14 protein-coding genes are annotated in these 19,236 nt (G+C 67.0%); 7 read left to right on the forward strand and 7 right to left on the reverse strand.

The genetic code is table 11. From position 1 onward, the window contains the following. Nucleotides 1–177 precede the first annotated feature (177 nt). On the forward strand, nt 178–4,275 hold the full coding sequence (locus tag ACFTSF_RS34500) for a S8 family serine peptidase (protein ID WP_380158931.1): 4,098 nt from the start codon (nt 178–180) through the stop codon (nt 4,273–4,275). A 51-nt stretch (nt 4,276–4,326) separates the two neighbouring features. On the opposite strand, the gene ACFTSF_RS34505 is transcribed toward ACFTSF_RS34500, so the two are convergent. From ACFTSF_RS34505 to ACFTSF_RS34515, 3 genes are all read right to left on the reverse strand, one after another. Next, nucleotides 4,327–5,010: a hypothetical protein gene (locus ACFTSF_RS34505; protein ID WP_380158933.1), complete on the reverse strand. Its 684-nt coding sequence runs from the start codon at nt 5,008–5,010 to the stop codon at nt 4,327–4,329. 1 nt (nt 5,011) lies between these two features. After that, nucleotides 5,012–5,707 carry a hypothetical protein gene (locus tag ACFTSF_RS34510; RefSeq protein ID WP_380158934.1) on the reverse strand — a complete coding sequence of 232 codons (696 nt, stop codon included), beginning with the start codon at nt 5,705–5,707 and terminating at the stop codon, nt 5,012–5,014. 516 nt (nt 5,708–6,223) lie between these two features. Next, complete coding sequence (locus tag ACFTSF_RS34515) at nt 6,224–7,045, reverse strand: hypothetical protein (protein WP_380158936.1); 822 nt, start codon at nt 7,043–7,045, stop codon at nt 6,224–6,226. A 163-nt stretch (nt 7,046–7,208) separates the two neighbouring features. On the opposite strand from ACFTSF_RS34515, the gene ACFTSF_RS34520 reads away from it, so the two are divergent. The 3 genes from ACFTSF_RS34520 (at nt 7,209) to ACFTSF_RS34530 (ending at nt 11,203) form a co-directional block, all read left to right on the forward strand. Continuing rightward, entirely contained in the window at nt 7,209–8,759 is a 1,551-nt protein-coding gene (locus ACFTSF_RS34520; RefSeq protein WP_380158938.1) for an N-acetylmuramoyl-L-alanine amidase, read from the forward strand. Continuing rightward, the gene (locus tag ACFTSF_RS34525) at nt 8,756–9,973 is read left to right on the forward strand and encodes a SpoIID/LytB domain-containing protein (RefSeq protein WP_380158940.1); all 1,218 of its coding nucleotides are present in this window, start codon (nt 8,756–8,758) and stop codon (nt 9,971–9,973) included. Before ACFTSF_RS34520 ends, ACFTSF_RS34525 begins: the two co-directional genes overlap by 4 nt. Before the next feature lie 78 nt (nt 9,974–10,051). Then, entirely contained in the window at nt 10,052–11,203 is a 1,152-nt protein-coding gene (locus tag ACFTSF_RS34530; protein WP_380158942.1) for a glycoside hydrolase family 76 protein, read from the forward strand. 691 nt (nt 11,204–11,894) lie between these two features. Here the strand turns inward: ACFTSF_RS34530 and ACFTSF_RS34535 are convergent. Beyond that, the gene (locus ACFTSF_RS34535) at nt 11,895–12,770 is read right to left on the reverse strand and encodes a peptidylprolyl isomerase (RefSeq protein WP_344157044.1); all 876 of its coding nucleotides are present in this window, start codon (nt 12,768–12,770) and stop codon (nt 11,895–11,897) included. A 12-nt stretch (nt 12,771–12,782) separates the two neighbouring features. Beyond that, nucleotides 12,783–14,702 (reverse strand): hypothetical protein, encoded by a 1,920-nt coding sequence (locus ACFTSF_RS34540; RefSeq protein ID WP_380158944.1) that lies wholly within the window; start codon nt 14,700–14,702, stop codon nt 12,783–12,785. Between the two features lie 130 nt (nt 14,703–14,832). Between ACFTSF_RS34540 and ACFTSF_RS34545 the strand changes: the two genes are divergently transcribed. Both ACFTSF_RS34545 and ACFTSF_RS34550 read left to right on the forward strand, forming a co-directional pair. Continuing rightward, the gene (locus ACFTSF_RS34545) at nt 14,833–15,513 is read left to right on the forward strand and encodes a hypothetical protein (protein ID WP_380158946.1); all 681 of its coding nucleotides are present in this window, start codon (nt 14,833–14,835) and stop codon (nt 15,511–15,513) included. 57 nt (nt 15,514–15,570) lie between these two features. Continuing rightward, the gene (locus tag ACFTSF_RS34550) at nt 15,571–15,945 is read left to right on the forward strand and encodes a hypothetical protein (RefSeq protein ID WP_380158948.1); all 375 of its coding nucleotides are present in this window, start codon (nt 15,571–15,573) and stop codon (nt 15,943–15,945) included. Here the strand turns inward: ACFTSF_RS34550 and ACFTSF_RS34555 are convergent. Further along, nucleotides 15,942–17,714, reverse strand: coding sequence for an acetyl/propionyl/methylcrotonyl-CoA carboxylase subunit alpha (locus ACFTSF_RS34555; protein WP_380158950.1), 1,773 nt, complete (start codon nt 17,712–17,714; stop codon nt 15,942–15,944). The genes ACFTSF_RS34550 and ACFTSF_RS34555 overlap by 4 nt on opposite strands. A gap of 67 nt (nt 17,715–17,781) precedes the next feature. Beyond that, a complete protein-coding gene (locus ACFTSF_RS34560; RefSeq protein ID WP_380158952.1) occupies nt 17,782–18,231 on the reverse strand; it encodes an Lrp/AsnC family transcriptional regulator in 450 nt (149 codons plus the stop codon). Between the two features lie 67 nt (nt 18,232–18,298). Between ACFTSF_RS34560 and ACFTSF_RS34565 the strand changes: the two genes are divergently transcribed. Then, complete coding sequence (locus ACFTSF_RS34565; RefSeq protein WP_380158954.1) at nt 18,299–19,228, forward strand: SMP-30/gluconolactonase/LRE family protein; 930 nt, start codon at nt 18,299–18,301, stop codon at nt 19,226–19,228. Nucleotides 19,229–19,236 lie beyond the last annotated feature (8 nt).

Consider the following 19,236-nt stretch of genomic DNA (forward strand, 5'->3'; position numbering starts at 1 on the left):
GTGAAGGGCGTCGTTCCGGGGGAAATCGGGTGGGGCGATTTGTATCGGACACGAATAGTTACTGATGCTCGGAGTACGCCGAAAATGCGCAGCTCCAATCGCTGTCGTCGAAGGTGAGCGCGGGTCTACATTCCGGATGATCGGTCGGGGGACCGCGCGTGTTCCGGAGGGGAACGTATGAGACGACGACGTGTTTCACGTGGTGCTGCCGTGCTGGCGGTGACGAGTCTGGTTCTGGCGTCGGTGTCGGCGCCGGTGCGGGCGGCCACCCAGGCGGACACACCGCCACCGGGTCCGCTGCAGGTGAAGACTGCGGCTGACGCGTTGCTGGCGAAGCTGGATCCGAAGCTCGAGGCGAAGGTCAAGAAGGGCGAGACCGCGCCGGTGGCGGTGTTCGCGACCGTGCAGGGCGATCCGGCGGCGGCGAAGGCAGTCCTGGACAACGCCCGAGTGGCCGCGACCGGCGACAGCGGGCTGGTGCTCGGTTCGATTCCGGTCCAGGCGCTGCCGAAACTGGCCGCCGTACCGGGGGTGGTATCGGTGCGGCCGGTGGAGCTCGGGAAGACCGGGCAGCCGCTCGGTGATCCGGATCCGGAGCTGCACAAGGCGCCGACGCAGGCCGAGAAGCAGGCTGCTCGGGCCAAGCTGCAGAGCAGTGAGGTGCCGTACGACGAGGCGCCGGCTCCGCGCGGTTCGAACTTCGAGAAGCTGCGTAAGCAGAACCTGCTGGACGCCAAGACCCACGACTTCACCGGGGCTTGGAACGCCGGAATCACCGGCCAGGGCATCACTGTCGGCGTACTGGATGGTGGCACCGACTTCGGTCACCCGGATCTGCTGAACACCTGGCAGACCTGGACCGGTCAGACCGGGACCAAAGCGGGGTGGAACGGCTGGCCGAAGGCCTTCGACCCCTATGGCACGCTGCAGTGGCTTTCCGCGCCTTCGCAGGTGGACGACGGTCTGTCCTGGTACACCAAGACGACGACCGAGACCTGTGTCGTTGCTGGCTCCAGTTGCTCAGTGGACTACGCCACCAAGACCGGGCCGTCGCGCAACTTCACCGCCCCGACCGGGACTGTGAAGCACACCTACGACTTCCCGGCGTCGTGGAGCAAGTCCGGCAAGGTCAAGGTCGGCAGCCACCCGGACGACTACCTGCTCCAGCTGTACGGCGAGCGCCCGGCCTACCTGGTCACCGACCCGCACACCGCGGGCGTGTACGACACCGTGTACGTCGACCTCGACGACGACCACTCGTTCGCCGACGAGAAGCCGGTCACCAAGGCCTCGCCCGCGGCGTACCGGGATATGAACGGCGACGGGTACACCGACCTGTCCGGCGGACTGCTGTACTTCATCTCCGACGGCAAGACCGAGGTCCCCGGTGGCCAGGACGCGTTCGGAGTCCACGACACGTCGTACGGGTCTGGCGATCTGCTGGCCTGGACGGGTGACTTCGATCCGCAGATCGAGGGCCACGGCACGTTGACTGCGTCGAACATCGTCGGTCAGGCCGTCATCAACGGGAAGGCGCCGACGTTCAAGGACATCCCCGGTGGCAAGTACGCCGGTGCCGTTCTCGGTGGCGCGCCGCACGCCAAGCTGGCGCCGTTCGGCGACATCTACCTCGGCTTCGACTTCTCCACGCAGTTCGGGTATCTGCTGTCCACCCGCCAGGGCGTCGACGTCACGTCGAACTCGTACGGGCAGTCCACCGTCGACAACGACGGCTGGGACGCGGCCAGCCAGGAAGCCGACGTGATCCACGAGGGCTCTCGTACGACGCCGTTGTTCTCGACCGGTAACGGCGCTCCAGGCTTCGGTACGACGGGCTCGTCGCCGACCGCAGGTATCCAGGTCGGCGCGTCGACGCAGTTCGGTGGTACCGGCTGGGACTCGATCGTGCGGACCAAGCAGATCATGGACAACGACGTGGTCGAGTGGTCCAACCGTGGCTTCCAGTCGAACGCCGCGAACGGTGTCGATGTAGTTGCCGACGGCGCCTATTCGCCGGGTGACGCGACTCTGAACACCATCCTCGACGGCCGCGAGGCCTGGACCACCTGGGGCGGTACCAGCCGCTCGACCCCGGTGGCGGCCGGTGCGACCGCGCTGATCTACCAGGCCTACGAGAAGGCGCACGGCACGAGCCTGCCGGCCGGCTTCTACAAGACTGCCAAGGACATTCTGAAGACATCCGCGAAGGACCTTGGGTACGACGCCAACGTGCAGGGCGCGGGTTCGGTCGACGCCGGCAAGGCCGTGGCGAGCGCGCTCGGGCGCCGGGCCGTGGTCTCCCCGTCGGAGTGGCGGGTCGGCGACTACCGCGGGACCGAGTACCCGGCGTTCGCGAATGTGATCGCACCGGGTGGCACGGACTCGCAGAAGTTCAATGTCAAGGGGCCGGGCGTCTGGCAGGTCAGCGACCGGCAGTTGGTGCGCACGGCGAACGACACGTTCTCCTTCACCAGCAAGGATCTGAAGCAGGAGAGTACGGGGAACTTCAATGCGCCGGACTACCTGCTTGATCTGACATCTAAGGTCAAGAAGCATCGTGATGCCGATCTGATGTTGATCAAGGTTGAGTATCCGCGATCGGAATTCGATGGCGACAACAACTTGACCGAGGACCAGGGCTGGCGACTGCTCACCTACAACTGGACCGACGTCAACCACGACGGCAAGCTGTGGACCGACAAGGACCACAACGGCGTCGTCAACCACACCGACAAGACGACCAGCTCGAATATCGACGGCTTCCTGGATCTGGATTTCGCGAAGTCGGAGATGCAGCAGGGCGAGTACGGCCGGTTCATGTACCACCGGGCCGGTGCGAACGCGTTGCAGTCGCTGGTCCGCGACCCGGCGTCGCGGATGGCCGACGGGCTCTTCCTGGGACTGCAGCACTCCGCGAAGAACGCTGCGATTCCGGTGACGCACTTCAAGATCTCGATCGACTGGTACAAGAACAGCGACTGGAAGTGGATCACCGCTCCTAAGTACGCTTTGGGATCCTTCAACGCGACGATCAAGGTTCCGCCGAGGACGCCGTACGGGATGTATTCGGGCGCCGTCGTACTGACGCGTGGGTCGGACTCGATGGTCGTGCCGGTGTCTGTCGCGGTTGCAGCCAAGGCGGCACAGGACGCGGCGGGGAAGTTGACCGGGGCAACCACTTTCGGTGGTGAGGATGTCGCTCGGGCTCAGCAGAACTACACCTACAACAACGGTTCGGTGTTCGGTGCGAACGACTGGACCTGGCGAGCCGAGTCCGGTGACTGGCGCTTCTTCTACCTGGATGTGCCGAAGTCGCCGGCCGAGGGGACGAAGTTCCTGGTCAACACTTCGTGGAACGACGCCGGACCGGCGACCGATCTCGACACGTTGATCATGGGTCGCTCCGAGAACCACTTCCAGGTGGTACCCGACTCGGTGTGGGGCGCGCCGTACACGCTGAACACGGTTGGGAAGAGCCCGAACACCAACGTCCGCGCGGGTGTCTGGCGGTTTGACACGGCCACCGGCGGACCGGCCGATGTGGTGACCGCGCCGGCGCAGGAAGGCCTGCAGGCGTTCGCGGTTCACCAGGTTGGCTGGCAGGGCGATAAGTTCAACGCCCCGTTCAAGGTGCAGGTCGGCAGCGCGTCGGTTGCCCCGGCATCCGTCGTACAGACTGCTAGTGGTGACAGCGGTGCCTTCGATGTGAAGTTCGAGTCGAGCGTGGCGCTGGACGGTTTGAAGGCGGCGGCGTTCGGCCTCAGCCAGCCGAGTACGACGACCGAAGCCGCTCACCAGGACAACCCGGACGACCCGGCGTCCTCGACCTTCAAGCGGAACATCACGCTGTCACATGCCTCCCGGCTGAGCGTGAGCACGGCGATGGCCGGTAACGACCTCGACCTGTACGTCGTCCGGGATGCCAACAACGACGGGGTGTTCGCGCCGTCGGAGATCGTTGCCTCGTCGGCCGGTGGTACGGCGAACGAGTCGGTCGACCTGATCAGCCCACCCGACGGCAACTACCAGATCTGGGTCCACGGCTTCGCCGTAGCCGGTACGCCGTCCTTCACCTTCAACGTCAACGCCATCCAAGGCAACGACCTGACCGTCACCGGCCTCCCCACCGGCCCGGTCCCAGCCGGCACTCCGGTAACCCTCCACGTCACCTACAACAAACCAATGACCGCAGGCCAGACCTACACCGGCGAATTGTTGCTAGGGCCAACAACTGCCCCCTCGGCCCTGTCGGTCCCGATCAAGATCACCCGATAACGCAGTAGCCCCGGACCATTCCCGGTCCGGGGCGCACCCTTTCAGAGCCCCTCAGACCCGCTTCGTAGCGGAGTAGGCGTACCAGACGGTGTTGCTGGACGGCACGTAGACGCGATAGTCGCGGCTGCGGTTGGTGGTGATGGTGTACGACGCGGCGCCGGTCTTGGCGTTGGGGTAGGCCCACCCAAGATCGGTCCAGGTGTTGGAGCCGACGTCCCGCTTCTGGAAGAGCACGCGGCCGTGGTGGCGCGTGAACGCCTTGCTCTTCGTGCTGTAGTACGTCGCCCGCGCGTACACCGTGGTCTTCGTACCCTTTCGCACGCCGGTGAGCTTGATAGCAGCGCCGCACTTCGTCAGCGACGAGGTGGGGAGCAGGTCGGCGACCTTGCGTCCGTTGTAGCCCAGGCCGGGGTTCTCGGGGACCCAGCGCAAGGTGACTCCGATCTCCATCCACCGCATCGGGAAATTACACGGCTGGGTGTCGCCCGAACAGCCGACGCCGAGGTGGGACGTGCCATCCGGAAGGACGGCGTTCCAGGTCCCGTTCAACAACGTCCTCGGACAGCCTGAGCCGAGTGGGAACGACGCGGAGGCGTCCGGCGCAGTGAGCGACAGCTTCGATGGAATCCCGAAGGCGCATTTCGGATAGACCGGGGCCGCCTGGGCCGACTGCTGGCCGACCACCAGGCCAGACGCGATCAGCGCCGTGCCCGTGATGAGGTTTCGTAGACGCATTTCAGACTCGCTTCGTGAGGGAGTAGGCGTACGTGACGGTCTTGCCCGAGGGGACGAAGGCGCGGTAGTCGCGGCTGCGGTTGGTGGTGATCGTGTACGACGAGGCGCCGGTCGTCGCGTTCGGGTACGCCCACCCAAGATCGGTCCAGGTGTTGGAGCCGACGTCGCGCTTCTGGAAGAGGACGCGACCGTGGTGGCGGACGAACTTGCCGGTCTTCTCGTTGTAGTACGTCGGGCGCGCGGTCAGCGTGGTTCGGGTGCTCTTGCGGACGCCGGTGAGCTGGACGGCGGCGCCGCACTTGGTGAGCGTCTTGGCGGAGCGGAGGATGGCCACCGGGCGGTTGTTGGCGTCGTAGGCGTAGCCGTCTTCCCAGCCGGTCCAGGTGAGTGCCTGGCCGCAGGGCGCGGTGTACGCGACGTCCATCCAACCGCCGCCGTCCACGCCGAAGCCAGCGCCGTAGATGGCGGTGCCGGCCGCGGTTCGTCCCATCCACGTCGCGGTGTTCGCGGTCTTGGGGCAGTCGGGGCCCTTCTTGACCCAGATGTTCTGCCTCGGCGCGCGCAGCGTCAGGTTGGCCGGAAGCATCCAGGAGCAGTGCGCGGTGATCGCCTGCGGCGCCGCCTCGGCGACGTTCGGGCCGACCAGCAGACCGGAGGCCAGGACGCCGGTAGCCAGCAGCAGCGTGCGGTAACGCATTGGGTCTCCTCGAGAAAGGCGACCGTCACCCCACGATCGCGCAGGCGGAGACTACCGCTCGGGCGTAGCCGCTGTCTGCGAATCCGCTTTGCACATTGATGCAAAAGCACGAGGCGCGCGTGCCCGGAGCGGGGGATCTCCGTATGTAGGGCGGACCTGCAGGGCTCCACAATTGCCCTCGATGGCGACTGCTACGCCTAGCCGCACCTCGGCAACGTCATTTGTGGAGTACTTGCGGTCCGCTCGCCCGGGCGCATTCGTACGGCGCCGGGCACGCCACCCGACCACCTGGCCGCTAGCCGCGTTGCACGCGACGCAGGAGCGGGCTGGAGCGGCGGCGGTTGCGAATGAACGGTCGGCGGGATTGCTGTCGGAGGGAAGCGGCGGTAGCCGCGTGGACGGGTGGGTGGGGCGCACGGGCGGAGCACGCGACGGAGGAGCGCGCGTGCCCGGAGCGGGGGGATAGAAAAGGCCCCGACAACCCATCTGGGGTTGCCGGGGCCTGAAAAGCGAGGGTTAGAAGTCGCCGCCGCCCATGTCGCCGCCGCCCCAGTCGCCGAAGTCCCAGCCGCCGGAGTCGCCGCCGCCCATGTCGCCGCCACCCATGTCTCCACCGCCCATGTCACCGCCACCCATGTCGCCGCCGGCGAAGTCGCCGTAGCCGCCGCCGGCGAACATGCCGCCGAGCATGGTGCCGAGGAACATGCCGGTCATCACGCCGCCCATGGCGCCGAACATGCCTTGGGCGTACGGCGAGTAGGCCGGGCCGGCTTCCCAGTACGGGACGCGCTGCGGGCCGACCATGACCTTGCGGACGTCGGGTTCGGCGCCGGCGCGGACGCGCTCGGCGTCGGCGGCGCAGGCGGGAACCTCGCGCGGGGCGCCGCCGGGCGGCGACCACATGACGTCGACGACCGAGGGGCCGTGCTGGGGGTTGAAGAAGCACGACGGGCGCCGCTGCGGGAGGGGCTCGCCGTTCACCCGGGCGCGCACGCAGGCCGCGGCGTAGCGGCCGTCCTCGAGGATCTCGATGACGTGCTTGATCTGCTCGGCCTCGGTCACCTGGCCGACGGCCTGCTTGGCCGACTCGTAGGCGTCGAGGGCGCGCTGGTAGTCCTGCCGGGCGCCGTCGCCGAGGTCCTTGCCGACCATGTCGAGGTCGAGGTCCTGCAGCTCTTCACCGAACCGGGTGATGTCCTCGTCGGCGGTCCGCTTGACCGACTCGAGCTCGGCCGCGGTGATCTCGTGCTGCTTGCGGGTCTGCAGCTGGGTCCGACGGTACGAGCGGTACGCCAGCACCGCGATCACCACCACAGCGATGATCAGGATGAATTCCATGTCGGGCCTCTTCAAACGTTGGGGCTTTACGACGAGCCTATCGAACATCGCAAGCCGGGCACGCCACGCAGGGTGACCTCAATCCCCGGAATGCCGTCACGCTGCGCGCATAATCGATTACCGCCGCCCAGCGACCGCATTGCCCCCGCCGGAAGGCTGTTCGATGAGCAAGACCCTCCGACTCCTCACGCTCACCGCGACCGGCCTCGCACTGGTCGCCCCGCACCCGCCGGCCGCCCTCACCACGCCGGCGGATCCGACCATGCCGACGTACCAGGAGATTGCGATCACCGGACCGTCGGTGGCCGCCGAGACGACGCCGTTCGCGATGGTCGGTGTCACCTGGCCGGCCGGCGTGCAGAACGTTCAGGCCAAGGTCCGGATCAAGCACGGCGACCAGTGGACCGGCTGGCAGGCGCTGCACGTCGAGGACGGCCACGGCCCGGACACCCCGGAAGGCAACCCCGGTACCGAACCACTGTGGGTCGGCGATGCGACCGGTATCCAGGCCAGCGCCGTCGACGCCGCCGGTACGACGATCCGCGGGGCCAAGGTGACTCTGATCCAACCGGGTGTGCTCCCCGCCGACAGCGCTGAGTCGCCCGACGCGCAGGACATCGAGCCGGCCGCGAGCCGAACGCCGTACCCGATGCCGAATGTCTGGAGCCGCAAGCGCTGGGGTGCCGACGAGAAGCTGCGCAACGTCAACAAAGGCTGCTCGCGACCGAAGTACACCCGGACCGTGCTCGCCGCGTTCGTCCACCACACCGCCGATCGCAACGACTACACACGGGCGCAGGTCCCGGCGATGCTGCGCGCGACGTACGCGTATCACGTGAAGAGTCGCGGCTGGTGCGACCTCGGCTACAACTTCCTCGTCGACCGCTTCGGTCGCGCCTTCGAGGGCCGGTACGGCGGCGCGCAGCTGCCCGTCCTCGGCGCGCACACCGAGTCGTTCAACTCGAACTCGTTCGGCGTCTCGCTGATCGGCAACTTCGACAAGGCCGCGCCACCGGCTTCGATGCTGGAGGCAACGGCCCGGGTAATCGCCTGGAAGCTCGACGCCAACTACCGCTCGCCGACCGCGAGTATCGTGCTCGCCCGGCATCGGGTGAACACGATCTCCGGCCATCGCGACACCAAGGCGACCGCGTGCCCTGGGCAACAGTTGTACGCGAAACTCCCTTGGTTGAAGCAACGAGTTCAGACGCTGATGGGCGGCACGGTCTCGACTCCGATCTACCGGTTCGCGAAGACGATCGGATTCCGGAGCCTCGGGCAACCGTTCTGGGGTGAACACCGCACCCGGACCGGCTGGGCGACGTACTTCGGTACCCGCGACATCTTCTACTCCGTCTCCACCGGTGCCCACTCGACGGCGGGTGTCTTCCGGCAGCGGTACCGCCGGATGGGCCCCGACACAGGCCTCGGTCTGCCGACCACCGAGGTCCACAACGGCCGCGTCGGCGGCACGCGAGTGCAGTCGTTCCGCGACGGCGGCTTCTACTGGACCAAGCCGTACGGCGTCCGTCCGGTGACCGGCCTGATCTACCGCAAGTACGTCGCGATCGGCGCGGAGCGGTCGCGGCTCGGCCTGCCGATGACCGATATCTACCAGGTGAAAGGCGGGTTGCGGCAGAAGTACCAGCACGGCTGGCTCACTTACCACGCACACCGCCGTACGGTTCTCGTCCAATACCGGAGTGGCTCATGAAGCGTGTCGTTGCCGCCGTCATCATCATGTCAACTGTGATCAGCGCGACCGCTGAGGCCAGGGAGTTCGAGCCGACCGCCGGCGTGGACACCACGATCGCCGGTCGCGGGTTCGGCCACGGCCGCGGCATGTCGCAGTACGGCGCTCAGGGCGCGGCCATCGCGGGGAAGTCGGCGAAGGAGATCCTCGACTTCTACTACCCGGGGACGACCGTCGGGAAGGCGACCGGCCGGGTCCGGATCCGGATCAGCGCTGACACGACCGACGGCGTACGGGTTGCCGCGGTCAACAATCTGCGGATCCGCGACCTGGCCCGGGACAAGCTCTACACGTTGCCCAAGGCATCGACCCGGAATCAGTGGTCGATCGACCCGCACGGTGAGCACGGGACCAAGGTGAGTTCGTACAACACCAAGACCCGCCAGTGGACGCTGTGGAAGAAGTTCAGCTCGATGACCCAGTTCGAGGGCGCGACGCTGACGAGTCTCATCCTGCCATCCGGTGCGGTACGGCGATATCGCGGCGGACTGCGGGCGATCGATGCACCCGGCAAGCACCTGGACACGGTCAACGTTGTCTCGCTCGAGCATTACCTGCGCGGCGTCGTACCGCGAGAGGCCTTGTCCAGCTGGCGTCCGGCCGCGTTGCAGGCGCAGGCGGTTGCCGCACGCACCTATTCGGTTTTCCATCGCAATCGCAGTGCCAGGCGGGCGTATGACCTCTGCGACACGATCGCTTGCCAGGTCTACGGCGGCTACAACGACGAGAAGAACTCGACGAATGCCGCGATCGCTGCCACGGCTGGGCAGGTACGGCTGTACAAGGGCAAGCCGATCATCGCCGAGTTCTCGTCGTCGAACGGTGGTGCGACCGCGGCTGGTCAGGTCCCGTACCAGGTGATGAAGCTGGACAGTTGGGACGCGTACCCGGGGAACGGGAATCCGAACGTGACGTGGACGGTCACGCGGAAGACGGCCGCGGTCCAGGCGGCGTTCGACGTCGGCACGATCCGCACGCTGCGGGTGATCCGCCGTACCGGGGTCGGACCGATCGGCGGTCGCGCGGCGCGGGTGGAGGCAGTTGGGTCGAAGGGGCGTCGTGAACTGAGTGCCGATCAGCTGCGTGGGCGGCTGCATCTGAAGTCCGCGTGGATCGTGTTCCCGGTCGTTCCACTTGATATGCCAAGTCTTCCCGTGGCACCGGTCGGTCGCTGACCCATTGACGAATTCTCCCTGCGACGGTTAGAACATGACATCGATGTCATCCGTCACCGCCCACAGAGGAGCCGGTCGATGCGCAGGAAATTGGGTATATCAACTCGGATCGTGGCCGGCCTGGTGGCGGCCGCGATCGTCGGGACGCTGCAGGTGTCCACGGCCGATGCCGTGACCAGCAACGCGGCCCGTGCCAAGGCGTCGTACGACGCGATCAACAAGTACTTCGATGCCGGGCAGGGGCTGCTGCTCGAGGAGTATCCGAACCAGCACCCCAACCCCTACTCGTACATCTGGCCGTACTCGCAGGCCGCGGTCGCGGCCGAGGACATCGCCGGCATTCCCGGCTCCGGCCAGAAGGCGTCCGCCGAGGCGGAACGCCGGGTCGACGCCTACTCGCCGTACTGGAACGCGACGACGACGCCGAAGGGGTACGACTCCTACGTGCGCGCGCCGCTCGGCGGCGGTGGCGACAAGTTCTACGACGACAACGAATGGATCGGCCTGCACCTGATCCAGAACTACAAACGCACCGGCGACCGTACGGCGCTCGCCCGGGCGAAGGAGATCTTCACGCTCGTCGTCCATGGGTGGGACACCGACCCGGCGCACCCGTGTGCGGGTGGTGTGTATTGGACCCAGGCTCCGTGGAGCCAGGACCGGAACACCGTGTCGAACGGCCCGGGTGCCGAGCTCGGTGCGCATCTGTATCTGCTGACGCGGGACCGGTCATATCTGACCTGGGCCAAGCGGATGTACCAGTGGGCCCAGGACTGCATGCTCGCGCCGAACGGTCTCTACTGGGACCACATCGACCTGGCTGGCAACATCGAGAAGACGCAGTGGAGCTACAACCAGGGCGTGATGCTCGGTGCCGGCGTCTTGTTGTACAAGGCAACCGGTGACCAGCGTTACCTGCGCGACGCAAAGTCCGTCGCGAACGCCTCGCTCGCCTTCTACAACACCCGCGAGATCCTCGCCAAGAACGGCGCCGCCTTCAACTCCATCTGGTTCAAGAACCTCCTCATCCTGGACTCCGTCTCCCACGACCCCCGCTACCGCAAAGCCATGCAGGCCTATGCCGACGACAACTGGAACACCACCCGAGACCCCGCCACCAACCTCTACAAATTTCGCGAGGGCCCAGTAGAACTCCTCCAGCAATCCGGCATCACCCAAGTCCACGCCCTCCTAGCCTGGCCCCGCTCCCGCTACCACCTCCTAGCCTGACCAAACGGACACCGCCTACGGCGGCGACAGCCCTCTTGGCGCCTCCGGCGCTAGTGCCTCACGCGGTTCCGCCGAACCGCGTGAGGCGCTGTTGATGTGGTTTCGCAGACATGCGCCACCGATCAACCGCCTCGTGGGATCAGTTGAGCGTGGGTGGGGCTATGCCACGCGGTGGTGGTTGCACAAGAACAGGAGGTGTCGGGGTTGATCGGGAGTGCCGGCGCTGGAGCCAGGCGTGCGAGCGGGTATACGTAGCCGAATACGTCCTGTCCTTCGGGCGGCTGGAGACGCCGAACGGCAGGTGGGTGCCGCGCCACATGTAGTTCGCAGTCAACCCGCCGGGGGAGGTGACGTTGCCGGGCGGACCGCCCCCACTCACCAACCACCCGCCGGGGCACATCTACCAGCGTGCTTGAGCGTGCGGAGACCGCCGTCGCGAGAGTTGGTGAGTGTCAGCGGTCCGCCTTTGGCGATGCCATCCACCTGCTCACCACGTTTTCCTCGCGAATCACGGAGGGTGCCACCACGGAGCCCGACCCCTTGGGCGGAAGTCGGTTGGCGATGTTCTTCCTCCTGCTCATCACGTTCCCTCGCGAAATCGCGTGGGGGTGCAACCGCGGGAGTGCGCGCCGAAGGCGCCAACAAAGCAGCCGCCGCCGAAGGTGGTGTCCTTCGGCGGCGGCTGGTTGGGTCAGGCTGCTGCGGTGGCGGTGTTGATTTTGACGGGGGTGATGGGGGAACCGTCCGTCGGGCCGTTCTGGGGTTTGACGCCGGCCTGGGCGACCTTGTCGATGAGTTTGAGGCTGGGCTCGTCGAGGGTGCCGAAGGCGGTGTATTGCGGTCCTAGACCGGACGCGTCGCCGTAGACGACGAAGAACTGGCTGCCGTTGGTGTTCGGCCCCGAGTTCGCCATGGCGAGGATCCCGCGACCGTACTTCAGCGTCGGGAAGACCTCGTCCGCGAAGCTGTACCCGGGACCACCGCTGCCACTGCCGCTCGGATCCCCGCACTGGAGGACCTGGAGGCCCTCACCGACGGTGAGGCGGTGGCAAGAGGTGTTGTCGAAGTACTTCTGGCCGACCAGGTTCAGGAAGCTCTTCACCGTGCACGGCGCCAGGGCGCTGTCCAGCGTGACCTGCAGGTCGCCGATGGACGTGTTCAGGCTGACCTTCGACGTACCGGAGGACTTGACCTTGCCGTCGGCCGGCGGGTTGACCTTCTTGCTGGCCGCCTCGGCGCCCTTCTTGTAGCTGCAGTCGACCTCGGCCGGGAGCGGCGTCGGGCGCTTCAGCGGTGCGGCGAGGGCGGTCGGGATGCTCTTCGGCTTGTTGTCCGGACCGCCACCGTCCGACGACGGCGCCGATGGCGTGTCCGAACTCGCCGCCGGGGTGTCGCTGCCCTTCGGACCGAAGATCACGAAGACGCCGACCAGGACTGCGACGACGGCGACCACGGCCGTGACCGTGATGGCCAGATTCCGCCGCTGCCGGGCCCGCTCAGCCTGCCGCTCGGCCTGCCGTTTGGCCTTCCGCGCCGCGAGCTGCTGCTCGTGGGTCCTCTTGGACATGCAAACCCTCCCTCACCGAGATGTCTGGAGGGAACTTACAGCGTCAACCTGAGAACTGTCTGTTAATCCCGCAGCTGTTCCCGCACCGTGATCAGCCAGCACGACCACCCGGTCGGCCGGTCCGAGCGTCAGCGGAGCGTCCGGAGCCGGATTCAGCACCACCCCGTACGCCGGGGGCCGGTGGAACTCGGCATGCACCCGGTACCCGATCGCCGTCTCCCCGCGGCGTCGGGCCGCCTCGGCGAGCGTGGCGAAATTCGCCGTCTGCCCGGGGAGCAGGTAGTCGGTCGCCGGGTTCAGGTAGATCTCGGCCCCGTCCGGGCTGAGCAGCTCCGCGAACACCCCGGCCACGTGCCGGTTCTCGGTCAGCTGCGTGAGCAGCAGACTGATCAGCTTCTCGCTGACCACGAAGTCGTCGGCCCGCGTGACCTGGGCGATCTCGCGGTTCGCCTCGTCGTTGATCTCGCTGACGATCGAGTACGGATCGCCCAGACGCTGCCCGAGATCCCGCAGGTGCAGCAGCGTCAGCAGGGTGCGCGCGTCGGCCTCCTGCTCACCGCGCGCGTCGGCCGACAGCACGATCACGTGCTGGTAGCTGCCCACGTCGAGCGCTTCCAGCTCAACCCGGTTCGTCGGGTCACAGTACGTCGTACCAACCGTGAGGTGGTCGTATTCGCCCAGCCGGACCTCATCCGGCCCGGCCACCTGCAGGTGTGATCCCGCGGCGGCGAATTCGTCGAGCAGCGCGACGATCTTCGGCGCCCGCTTGTTCCAGCCGATCATCAACGTGCGCGCGGGATCCGCCGTACGGCGTACTTCCGGAGCGATCGCTTCGGCGACGACTGGGAGCGGTGTCGGCGACCGGTGGATGAGGCTGTCGTCGTCCGCGAGCAGGATCAGCTCGTCGGTCGCATCGACGATCCGGCCCTCGGCCGGGTTGAGGTCGACCCGGCCGGCGGCAGTTCGGAGACCGACCAGTACGCCGCGGTCGAAGCTCCGCGCGACCTCACCGAACGAGTGCCCGTCAGCCGACGGATCCGAGCGCAGGTAGAACTCGGTCCCCGCGAACGCGAGCAGATCGGTGCAGACCGCAGACAGCCCGGACTGCCGATGCGCCTGAACGATCAGCCGAACCGCAAGGTCGTCGGCGCCGACCAGTTGGGTCCGAGGACCACCGGCCAGCTGCGCCGCGGCGAGGTTGTCGGAATCGTTGACCGCGGCCACCACCTGCGGACCGCCGGCGGCTCGGTTGCCGAGGGCAAGCAGAACCTTGATCACCTGGATGTCGGCGTCCTCGACCGGCGGCGGCAACACCATCACCGACCGCGCCTCGGCCAGGTTGACCAGATCCAGATCAGTCGGCCGCAACGGGTTCCCGGTCCGGCAGACGACTACCGTCCGCCCGAGGTCCGGAACGCGGGCACGCAGGGCGTCCTCCATCTCGACCTTGTCCTTGTCGGCCAGGATCGCGATACACGACCGCCGCTTGCTGTGGTTGGCCTGCACCAGTTCGGTCACCACCGTGAACACCTGCTCGGACCACCCCAGTACGACGGTCTGCCCACGCTCGACGACCTTCGACCGACCCTTCCGCAGGTCGGCGATCTTGCCCTCCAGGCCGGCGGTCAGTACGCCGATGAACGCACTCACCACGAAGATCCCGCCGACCGTGATCGCCAGCATCAGGAACATGAACACCGGACTCCCGGAGTCCCCGCTCACGGTGCCGGCGTCGATCGCCCGCATCAACGTCATCCAGAAGACATCCGGCCACCCACCGTGCTGCTGCACGTCATCCGGTACCAGCCAGATCACCAGCACCGAAACCACCAGCACCAGCAACGTCGACGCCAACCCCAGCCACCCGACCAACGCCGGCGTACCCCGAGACATCGTGCTGTCGAACCAATACCGAGCCCGCGCCCGCCACATATCCAGCTCCTCACCGTCACCCGAACCCGGTGACTATGCCATCCGGAGGGTTTCACTTGCACATTCAATGGTTGGCGGTTCAGGTGTAGACCGGTATGCTGCGGCGATTCGGTCGGGCTGGGGAGGGTTCATGCGGGTTCGTGGGTTGGTGCTGGCGGCGGGGGTCGTGGCGGCCGGGCTGGTTGGGGTGCCGGGGTCGGCGCAGGCTGCGGCGGCGCCGGTTTGCCGGTTCGGGGTGCCGGCGAAGTTGACGATCAGCAGTCCCGATCAGCTGGTGACCTTCGGGTGGGGGAGCAGTTGCCCGAAGACGGCGTTCGAGGCCAACTGGCGCGGGCGGGCGGATGGTGTCGACGGTTCGTCGTACGACGTCAATTGCACGTGGGGCTATCCGAACTGCGCCATTACCGTGAATGCCGCCTATCCCGGGCACAGCATGAGCTGGAACCCGATGGGCTACGCGACGGATGCGAAGGGGCGGAAGGTGGCTGACCTTCGGTCCGCGAGTTCGATCGCCAAGTACGGCGCGGCGGTCAAGCTGACCGCCACGCGGCAGGGGACGAAGACCACGTTGACTGCGCGGCCGACGTACTACAGCGCCAAGAGCAAGGGGTTCGTGCGTCACCACGGGCGGGTGCTGTTCCAGTCCAAGGATCCGGGTTCCTCGGTCTGGAAGGACCTCGGCTACATCGTGCCGAACTCGGCGGGGGCGGCGAGCTACAGCATCACCACCAACCGCAGCCGGGCGTACCGCGCGTACGTCGCGTCGTCGGCCACGGTCTGGTACGCCTACTCGCCCAACGTCACCAAATGACCTTCTGATGTGCATACTGAGTATCTACATACTCGGTATAGCGAAGGGGATAGTGACATGAAGATGATCGGGACGACTTTGGGTGTGCTGGCGCTGGCGGCGGTTCCGGTGGCGGCGCAGGCGGCGCCGGTGCAGGCGCAGACGACGCAGCCGTATCAGCACCTGGTCGTGGGCAAGAACTGGGGCAGCGGCGGGACCTACGTCTCCACCGGCGGGGACATCAAGCTGAACCTGACCACGCTGGAGAAGAACACGAAGGTCTTCGTGGAGCGGTGTGAGGGCGCGGACCTGGGCGACGTCCAGACCTTCACGAAGAAGAAGCCGAGCCACACGCTGGCCACCGGCGTCGAGAAGGGCGAGTGCTTCATCGTCCTGCTCGCACCGGTGACCGGCGACGGTGGTTACATCGTCAAGGGCACGCTGAGCTACTAGTCCTTGATCTCGCAGAGGACGGCGCCGGCCGAGACGGTGGCGCCGACCTCGGCGGACAGGCCGGTCACGGTGCCGGCTTTGTGCGCGTTCAGCGGCTGCTCCATCTTCATCGCCTCGAGTACGACGATCAGGTCGCCCTCGGCAACTGTCGCGCCTTCCTCGACGGCCAGCTTCACGATCGTGCCCTGCATCGGGGACGTCAGCGAGTCGCCGGACGCGGCCGCCTTCCCCGAACCACCGGTACGGCGTGCCGGCTTCTTCTTCGCGCCATTCGGAACAGCGCCACCGGCCGACATTCCGAACCCGGCGGGCAGTGCGACCTCGAGCCGCTTACCGCCGACCTCGACAACGACCTTCTCCCGGGCAGCGTCCGAAGGCGCCTCGGCGGTCGGGCCGTCGTACGGCGTGAGCTGGTTGTCGAACTCGGTCTCGATCCACCGGGTGTGCACCTTGAACCCGTCATCGCCGACGTACGCCGGGTCCGACACAACCGTGGCGTGGAACGGGATCACGGTCGGCATGCCCTCGACGACGAACTCACGCAGTGCCCGCCGGGACCGCTCGAGCGCCTGAGTGCGGTCGCGACCGGTGACGATCAGCTTGGCGACGAGCGAGTCGAATGCGCCGGGCACGGTCTCGCCCTCGTCGTACCCGCCGTCGATCCGGACGCCCGGGCCGCTCGGGGGCTTCCAGCGGGTCAGTGTGCCGGGTGCGGGCAGGAAGCCGCGGCCGCCGTCCTCGGCGTTGATCCGGAACTCGATCGAGTGGCCGGTCACCACCGGGTCGTCGTACCCGAGCTCTTCGCCGTTGGCGATCCGGAACATCTCGCGGACCAGGTCCAGCCCGGTGACCTCCTCGGAGACCGGGTGCTCGACCTGCAGTCGGGTGTTCACCTCGAGGAACGAGATCAGCCCGTCCTGGCCGACCAGGAACTCGCACGTCCCGGCGCCGACGTACCCGGCCTCGCGCAGGATCGCCTTGGACGAGCTGTAGAGCGTCTCCAGCTGCTCCGGCGAAAGGAACGGCGCGGGCGCCTCCTCGACCAGCTTCTGGTAGCGGCGCTGCAGTGAGCAGTCCCGCGTGGAGACGACCACAACGTTGCCGTGGGCATCGGCCAGGCACTGGGTCTCGACGTGCCGCGGCTTGTCCAGGTACCGCTCGACGAAGCATTCGCCGCGACCGAACGCGCTGACCGCCTCGCGGGTCGCGGACTCGAACAGCTCCGGGACCTCTTCCAGCGTGCGGGCGACCTTCATGCCGCGCCCACCGCCGCCGTACGCCGCCTTGATCGCGATCGGCAAGCCGAATTCCGTGGCGAACGCGACCACCTCGTCGGCATCGGCGACCGGATTCGGCGTACCGGGGACCTGTGGCGCGCCGACCTTCTCGGCGATGTGCCGGGCCTTGACCTTGTCGCCGAGCGAGTCGATCGCCGACGGCGGCGGGCCGATCCAGATCAGCCCGGCGTCGATCACGGCCTGGGCGAACTCGGCGTTCTCGGCCAGGAAGCCGTACCCCGGGTGCACCGCGTCCGCGCCGGAGCGGGTCGCGAGATCCAGGATCTTGGCGATGTTCAGGTAGGAGTCGGCCGGCGTCGACCCGTCCAGCGCGTACGCCTCGTCGGCCAGCCGGACGAACAACGCGTCCCGGTCCTGGTCGGCGTACACGGCGACGCTGCCCAGCCCGGCATCGGCCGCCGCCCGGACGACCCGGACCGCGATCTCGCCGCGGTTGGCGACCAGCACCTTGGTGATCTGCTTGTTCGACACGGACGACTCCCTTCAAGCCTTGGCCCACTCTAGGGTCAACTGACCGCTGAATGAGACAGGGCGTTGCTCACATCACTACGGGCTGTCGCTCGAAGAAGGACTCCAGTACGACGACCGTCTGCGTACTGGTCACGCCGTCCACCTGGTGGAGGGCGCGCAGGCTCGCCTGCAGATCCTCTGTCGTCGCTGTCCGCACCTTCACCAGGATCGATGCGGGGCCGGCGATGACATGGGCCTCCTCGACGGCCGGGATCGCCCGGAGTGCCTCGAGGGTCGGCTCGTCGCCCATCCAGGCATTCGCATCCAGCAGCACGAAGGCCGTCACCTGCCGGCCGAGAGCGACCGGATCGACCTCGATGGTGGTACGCCGGATCACGCCGCTCGCCTTCAGCTTCCGGACCCGCTCGTGGGCCGCCCCGGCGGAAAGTCCCACCGTCTGGCCGAGGGCGGCGTACGACTGTGTGGCGTCCTCCTGCAATGCGGCCAACAACAAGCGATCTGTATCGTCTACGGTCATTGCTGCCCTTTGCTATATGTCATTCTGTCTAAGTAAACCCTAACAGAACAGCATTCAGGAGGAAGCGATGACGATCGTGCTCGGTGAGGCGCCGGCCCGGATCAGGGCAGAGCTGGTGGTGCTCGACGAGAGATTCGCCGGCGTCGCGGGTGACGAGTACGTCGAGCGCCTGTACGACGGCGGTCGCTGGCTGGAGGGACCGGCGTACGTGCCGGCCTGGCGGAGCCTGATCTTTAGCGACATCCCGAACGATCGGCTGCTGCGCTGGGACGAGGTCTCGGGGCAGACGAGCGTCTTCCGGCAGCCGTCCGGGTTCGTCAACGGCAACACGATCGACGGCCTTGGCCGGCTGGTCAGCTGTTCGCAGGGTGAGCGTCAGGTCATCCGCACCGAGTACGACGGGAGCCGTGTCGTACTCGCCTCGCACCTCGACGGCCTGCGACTGAACAGTCCGAACGATGTCGTTGTCCGGCGCGACGGCTCGGTCTGGTTCACCGACCCGCCGTACGGCATCACCTCGAGCTACGAGGGGAACGGTGGCGAGCAGGAACTGGACGGTTGCTACGTCTACCGGATCGACCCCGACGGCGGACTGACCGTCGTCGCCGACGACTTCCGCCGGCCGAACGGGCTGGCCTTCTCGCTTGACGAGACCGAGCTGTACGTCGCCGACACCCACGGCTCGCACATCCGCCGGTTCGAGGTGGACGGCGCGAAACTGACCGGCGGCGAGGTGTTCGCGCCTTGTACGGCGGGCCGGTTCGACGGTATCCGGGTGGATGAGGCGGGCCGGGTGTGGGCCGCGACCCACGAAGGCGTGCACTGCTTCGCCCCGGACGGAACGCTGATCGGCAAGCTGATACTGCCCGACGTCGTCTCGAACCTGACCTTCGGTGGGCCCCGCGGCAACCGGTTGTTCGTCACGGCAACTACTTCGGTCTGGTCGTGGCACCTCACCGCTCGGGGAGCACGACCGCCGTACGCCGCGAACGCATAGGCTCACCC

Source organism: Kribbella sp. NPDC056951, from assembly GCF_042674205.1.
In the GTDB taxonomy this organism is placed as follows: domain Bacteria; phylum Actinomycetota; class Actinomycetes; order Propionibacteriales; family Kribbellaceae; genus Kribbella; species Kribbella yunnanensis.

What these genes read in the sequence shown, in the direction of transcription:
- ACFTSF_RS34500 (WP_380158931.1), top strand. Translation starts at nt 178, where the DNA reads ATGAGACGACGACGTGTTTCACGTGGTGCTGCCGTGCTGGCGGTGACG.
- ACFTSF_RS34515 (WP_380158936.1), bottom strand. Translation starts at nt 7,045, where the DNA reads ATGGAATTCATCCTGATCATCGCTGTGGTGGTGATCGCGGTGCTGGCG.
- ACFTSF_RS34540 (WP_380158944.1), bottom strand. Translation starts at nt 14,702, where the DNA reads ATGTGGCGGGCGCGGGCTCGGTATTGGTTCGACAGCACGATGTCTCGG.
- ACFTSF_RS34535 (WP_344157044.1), bottom strand. Translation starts at nt 12,770, where the DNA reads ATGTCCAAGAGGACCCACGAGCAGCAGCTCGCGGCGCGGAAGGCCAAA.
- ACFTSF_RS34525 (WP_380158940.1), top strand. Translation starts at nt 8,756, where the DNA reads ATGAAGCGTGTCGTTGCCGCCGTCATCATCATGTCAACTGTGATCAGC.
- ACFTSF_RS34560 (WP_380158952.1), bottom strand. Translation starts at nt 18,231, where the DNA reads ATGACCGTAGACGATACAGATCGCTTGTTGTTGGCCGCATTGCAGGAG.
- ACFTSF_RS34510 (WP_380158934.1), bottom strand. Translation starts at nt 5,707, where the DNA reads ATGCGTTACCGCACGCTGCTGCTGGCTACCGGCGTCCTGGCCTCCGGT.
- ACFTSF_RS34505 (WP_380158933.1), bottom strand. Translation starts at nt 5,010, where the DNA reads ATGCGTCTACGAAACCTCATCACGGGCACGGCGCTGATCGCGTCTGGC.
- ACFTSF_RS34530 (WP_380158942.1), top strand. Translation starts at nt 10,052, where the DNA reads ATGCGCAGGAAATTGGGTATATCAACTCGGATCGTGGCCGGCCTGGTG.
- ACFTSF_RS34565 (WP_380158954.1), top strand. Translation starts at nt 18,299, where the DNA reads ATGACGATCGTGCTCGGTGAGGCGCCGGCCCGGATCAGGGCAGAGCTG.
- ACFTSF_RS34545 (WP_380158946.1), top strand. Translation starts at nt 14,833, where the DNA reads ATGCGGGTTCGTGGGTTGGTGCTGGCGGCGGGGGTCGTGGCGGCCGGG.
- ACFTSF_RS34520 (WP_380158938.1), top strand. Translation starts at nt 7,209, where the DNA reads ATGAGCAAGACCCTCCGACTCCTCACGCTCACCGCGACCGGCCTCGCA.
- ACFTSF_RS34550 (WP_380158948.1), top strand. Translation starts at nt 15,571, where the DNA reads ATGAAGATGATCGGGACGACTTTGGGTGTGCTGGCGCTGGCGGCGGTT.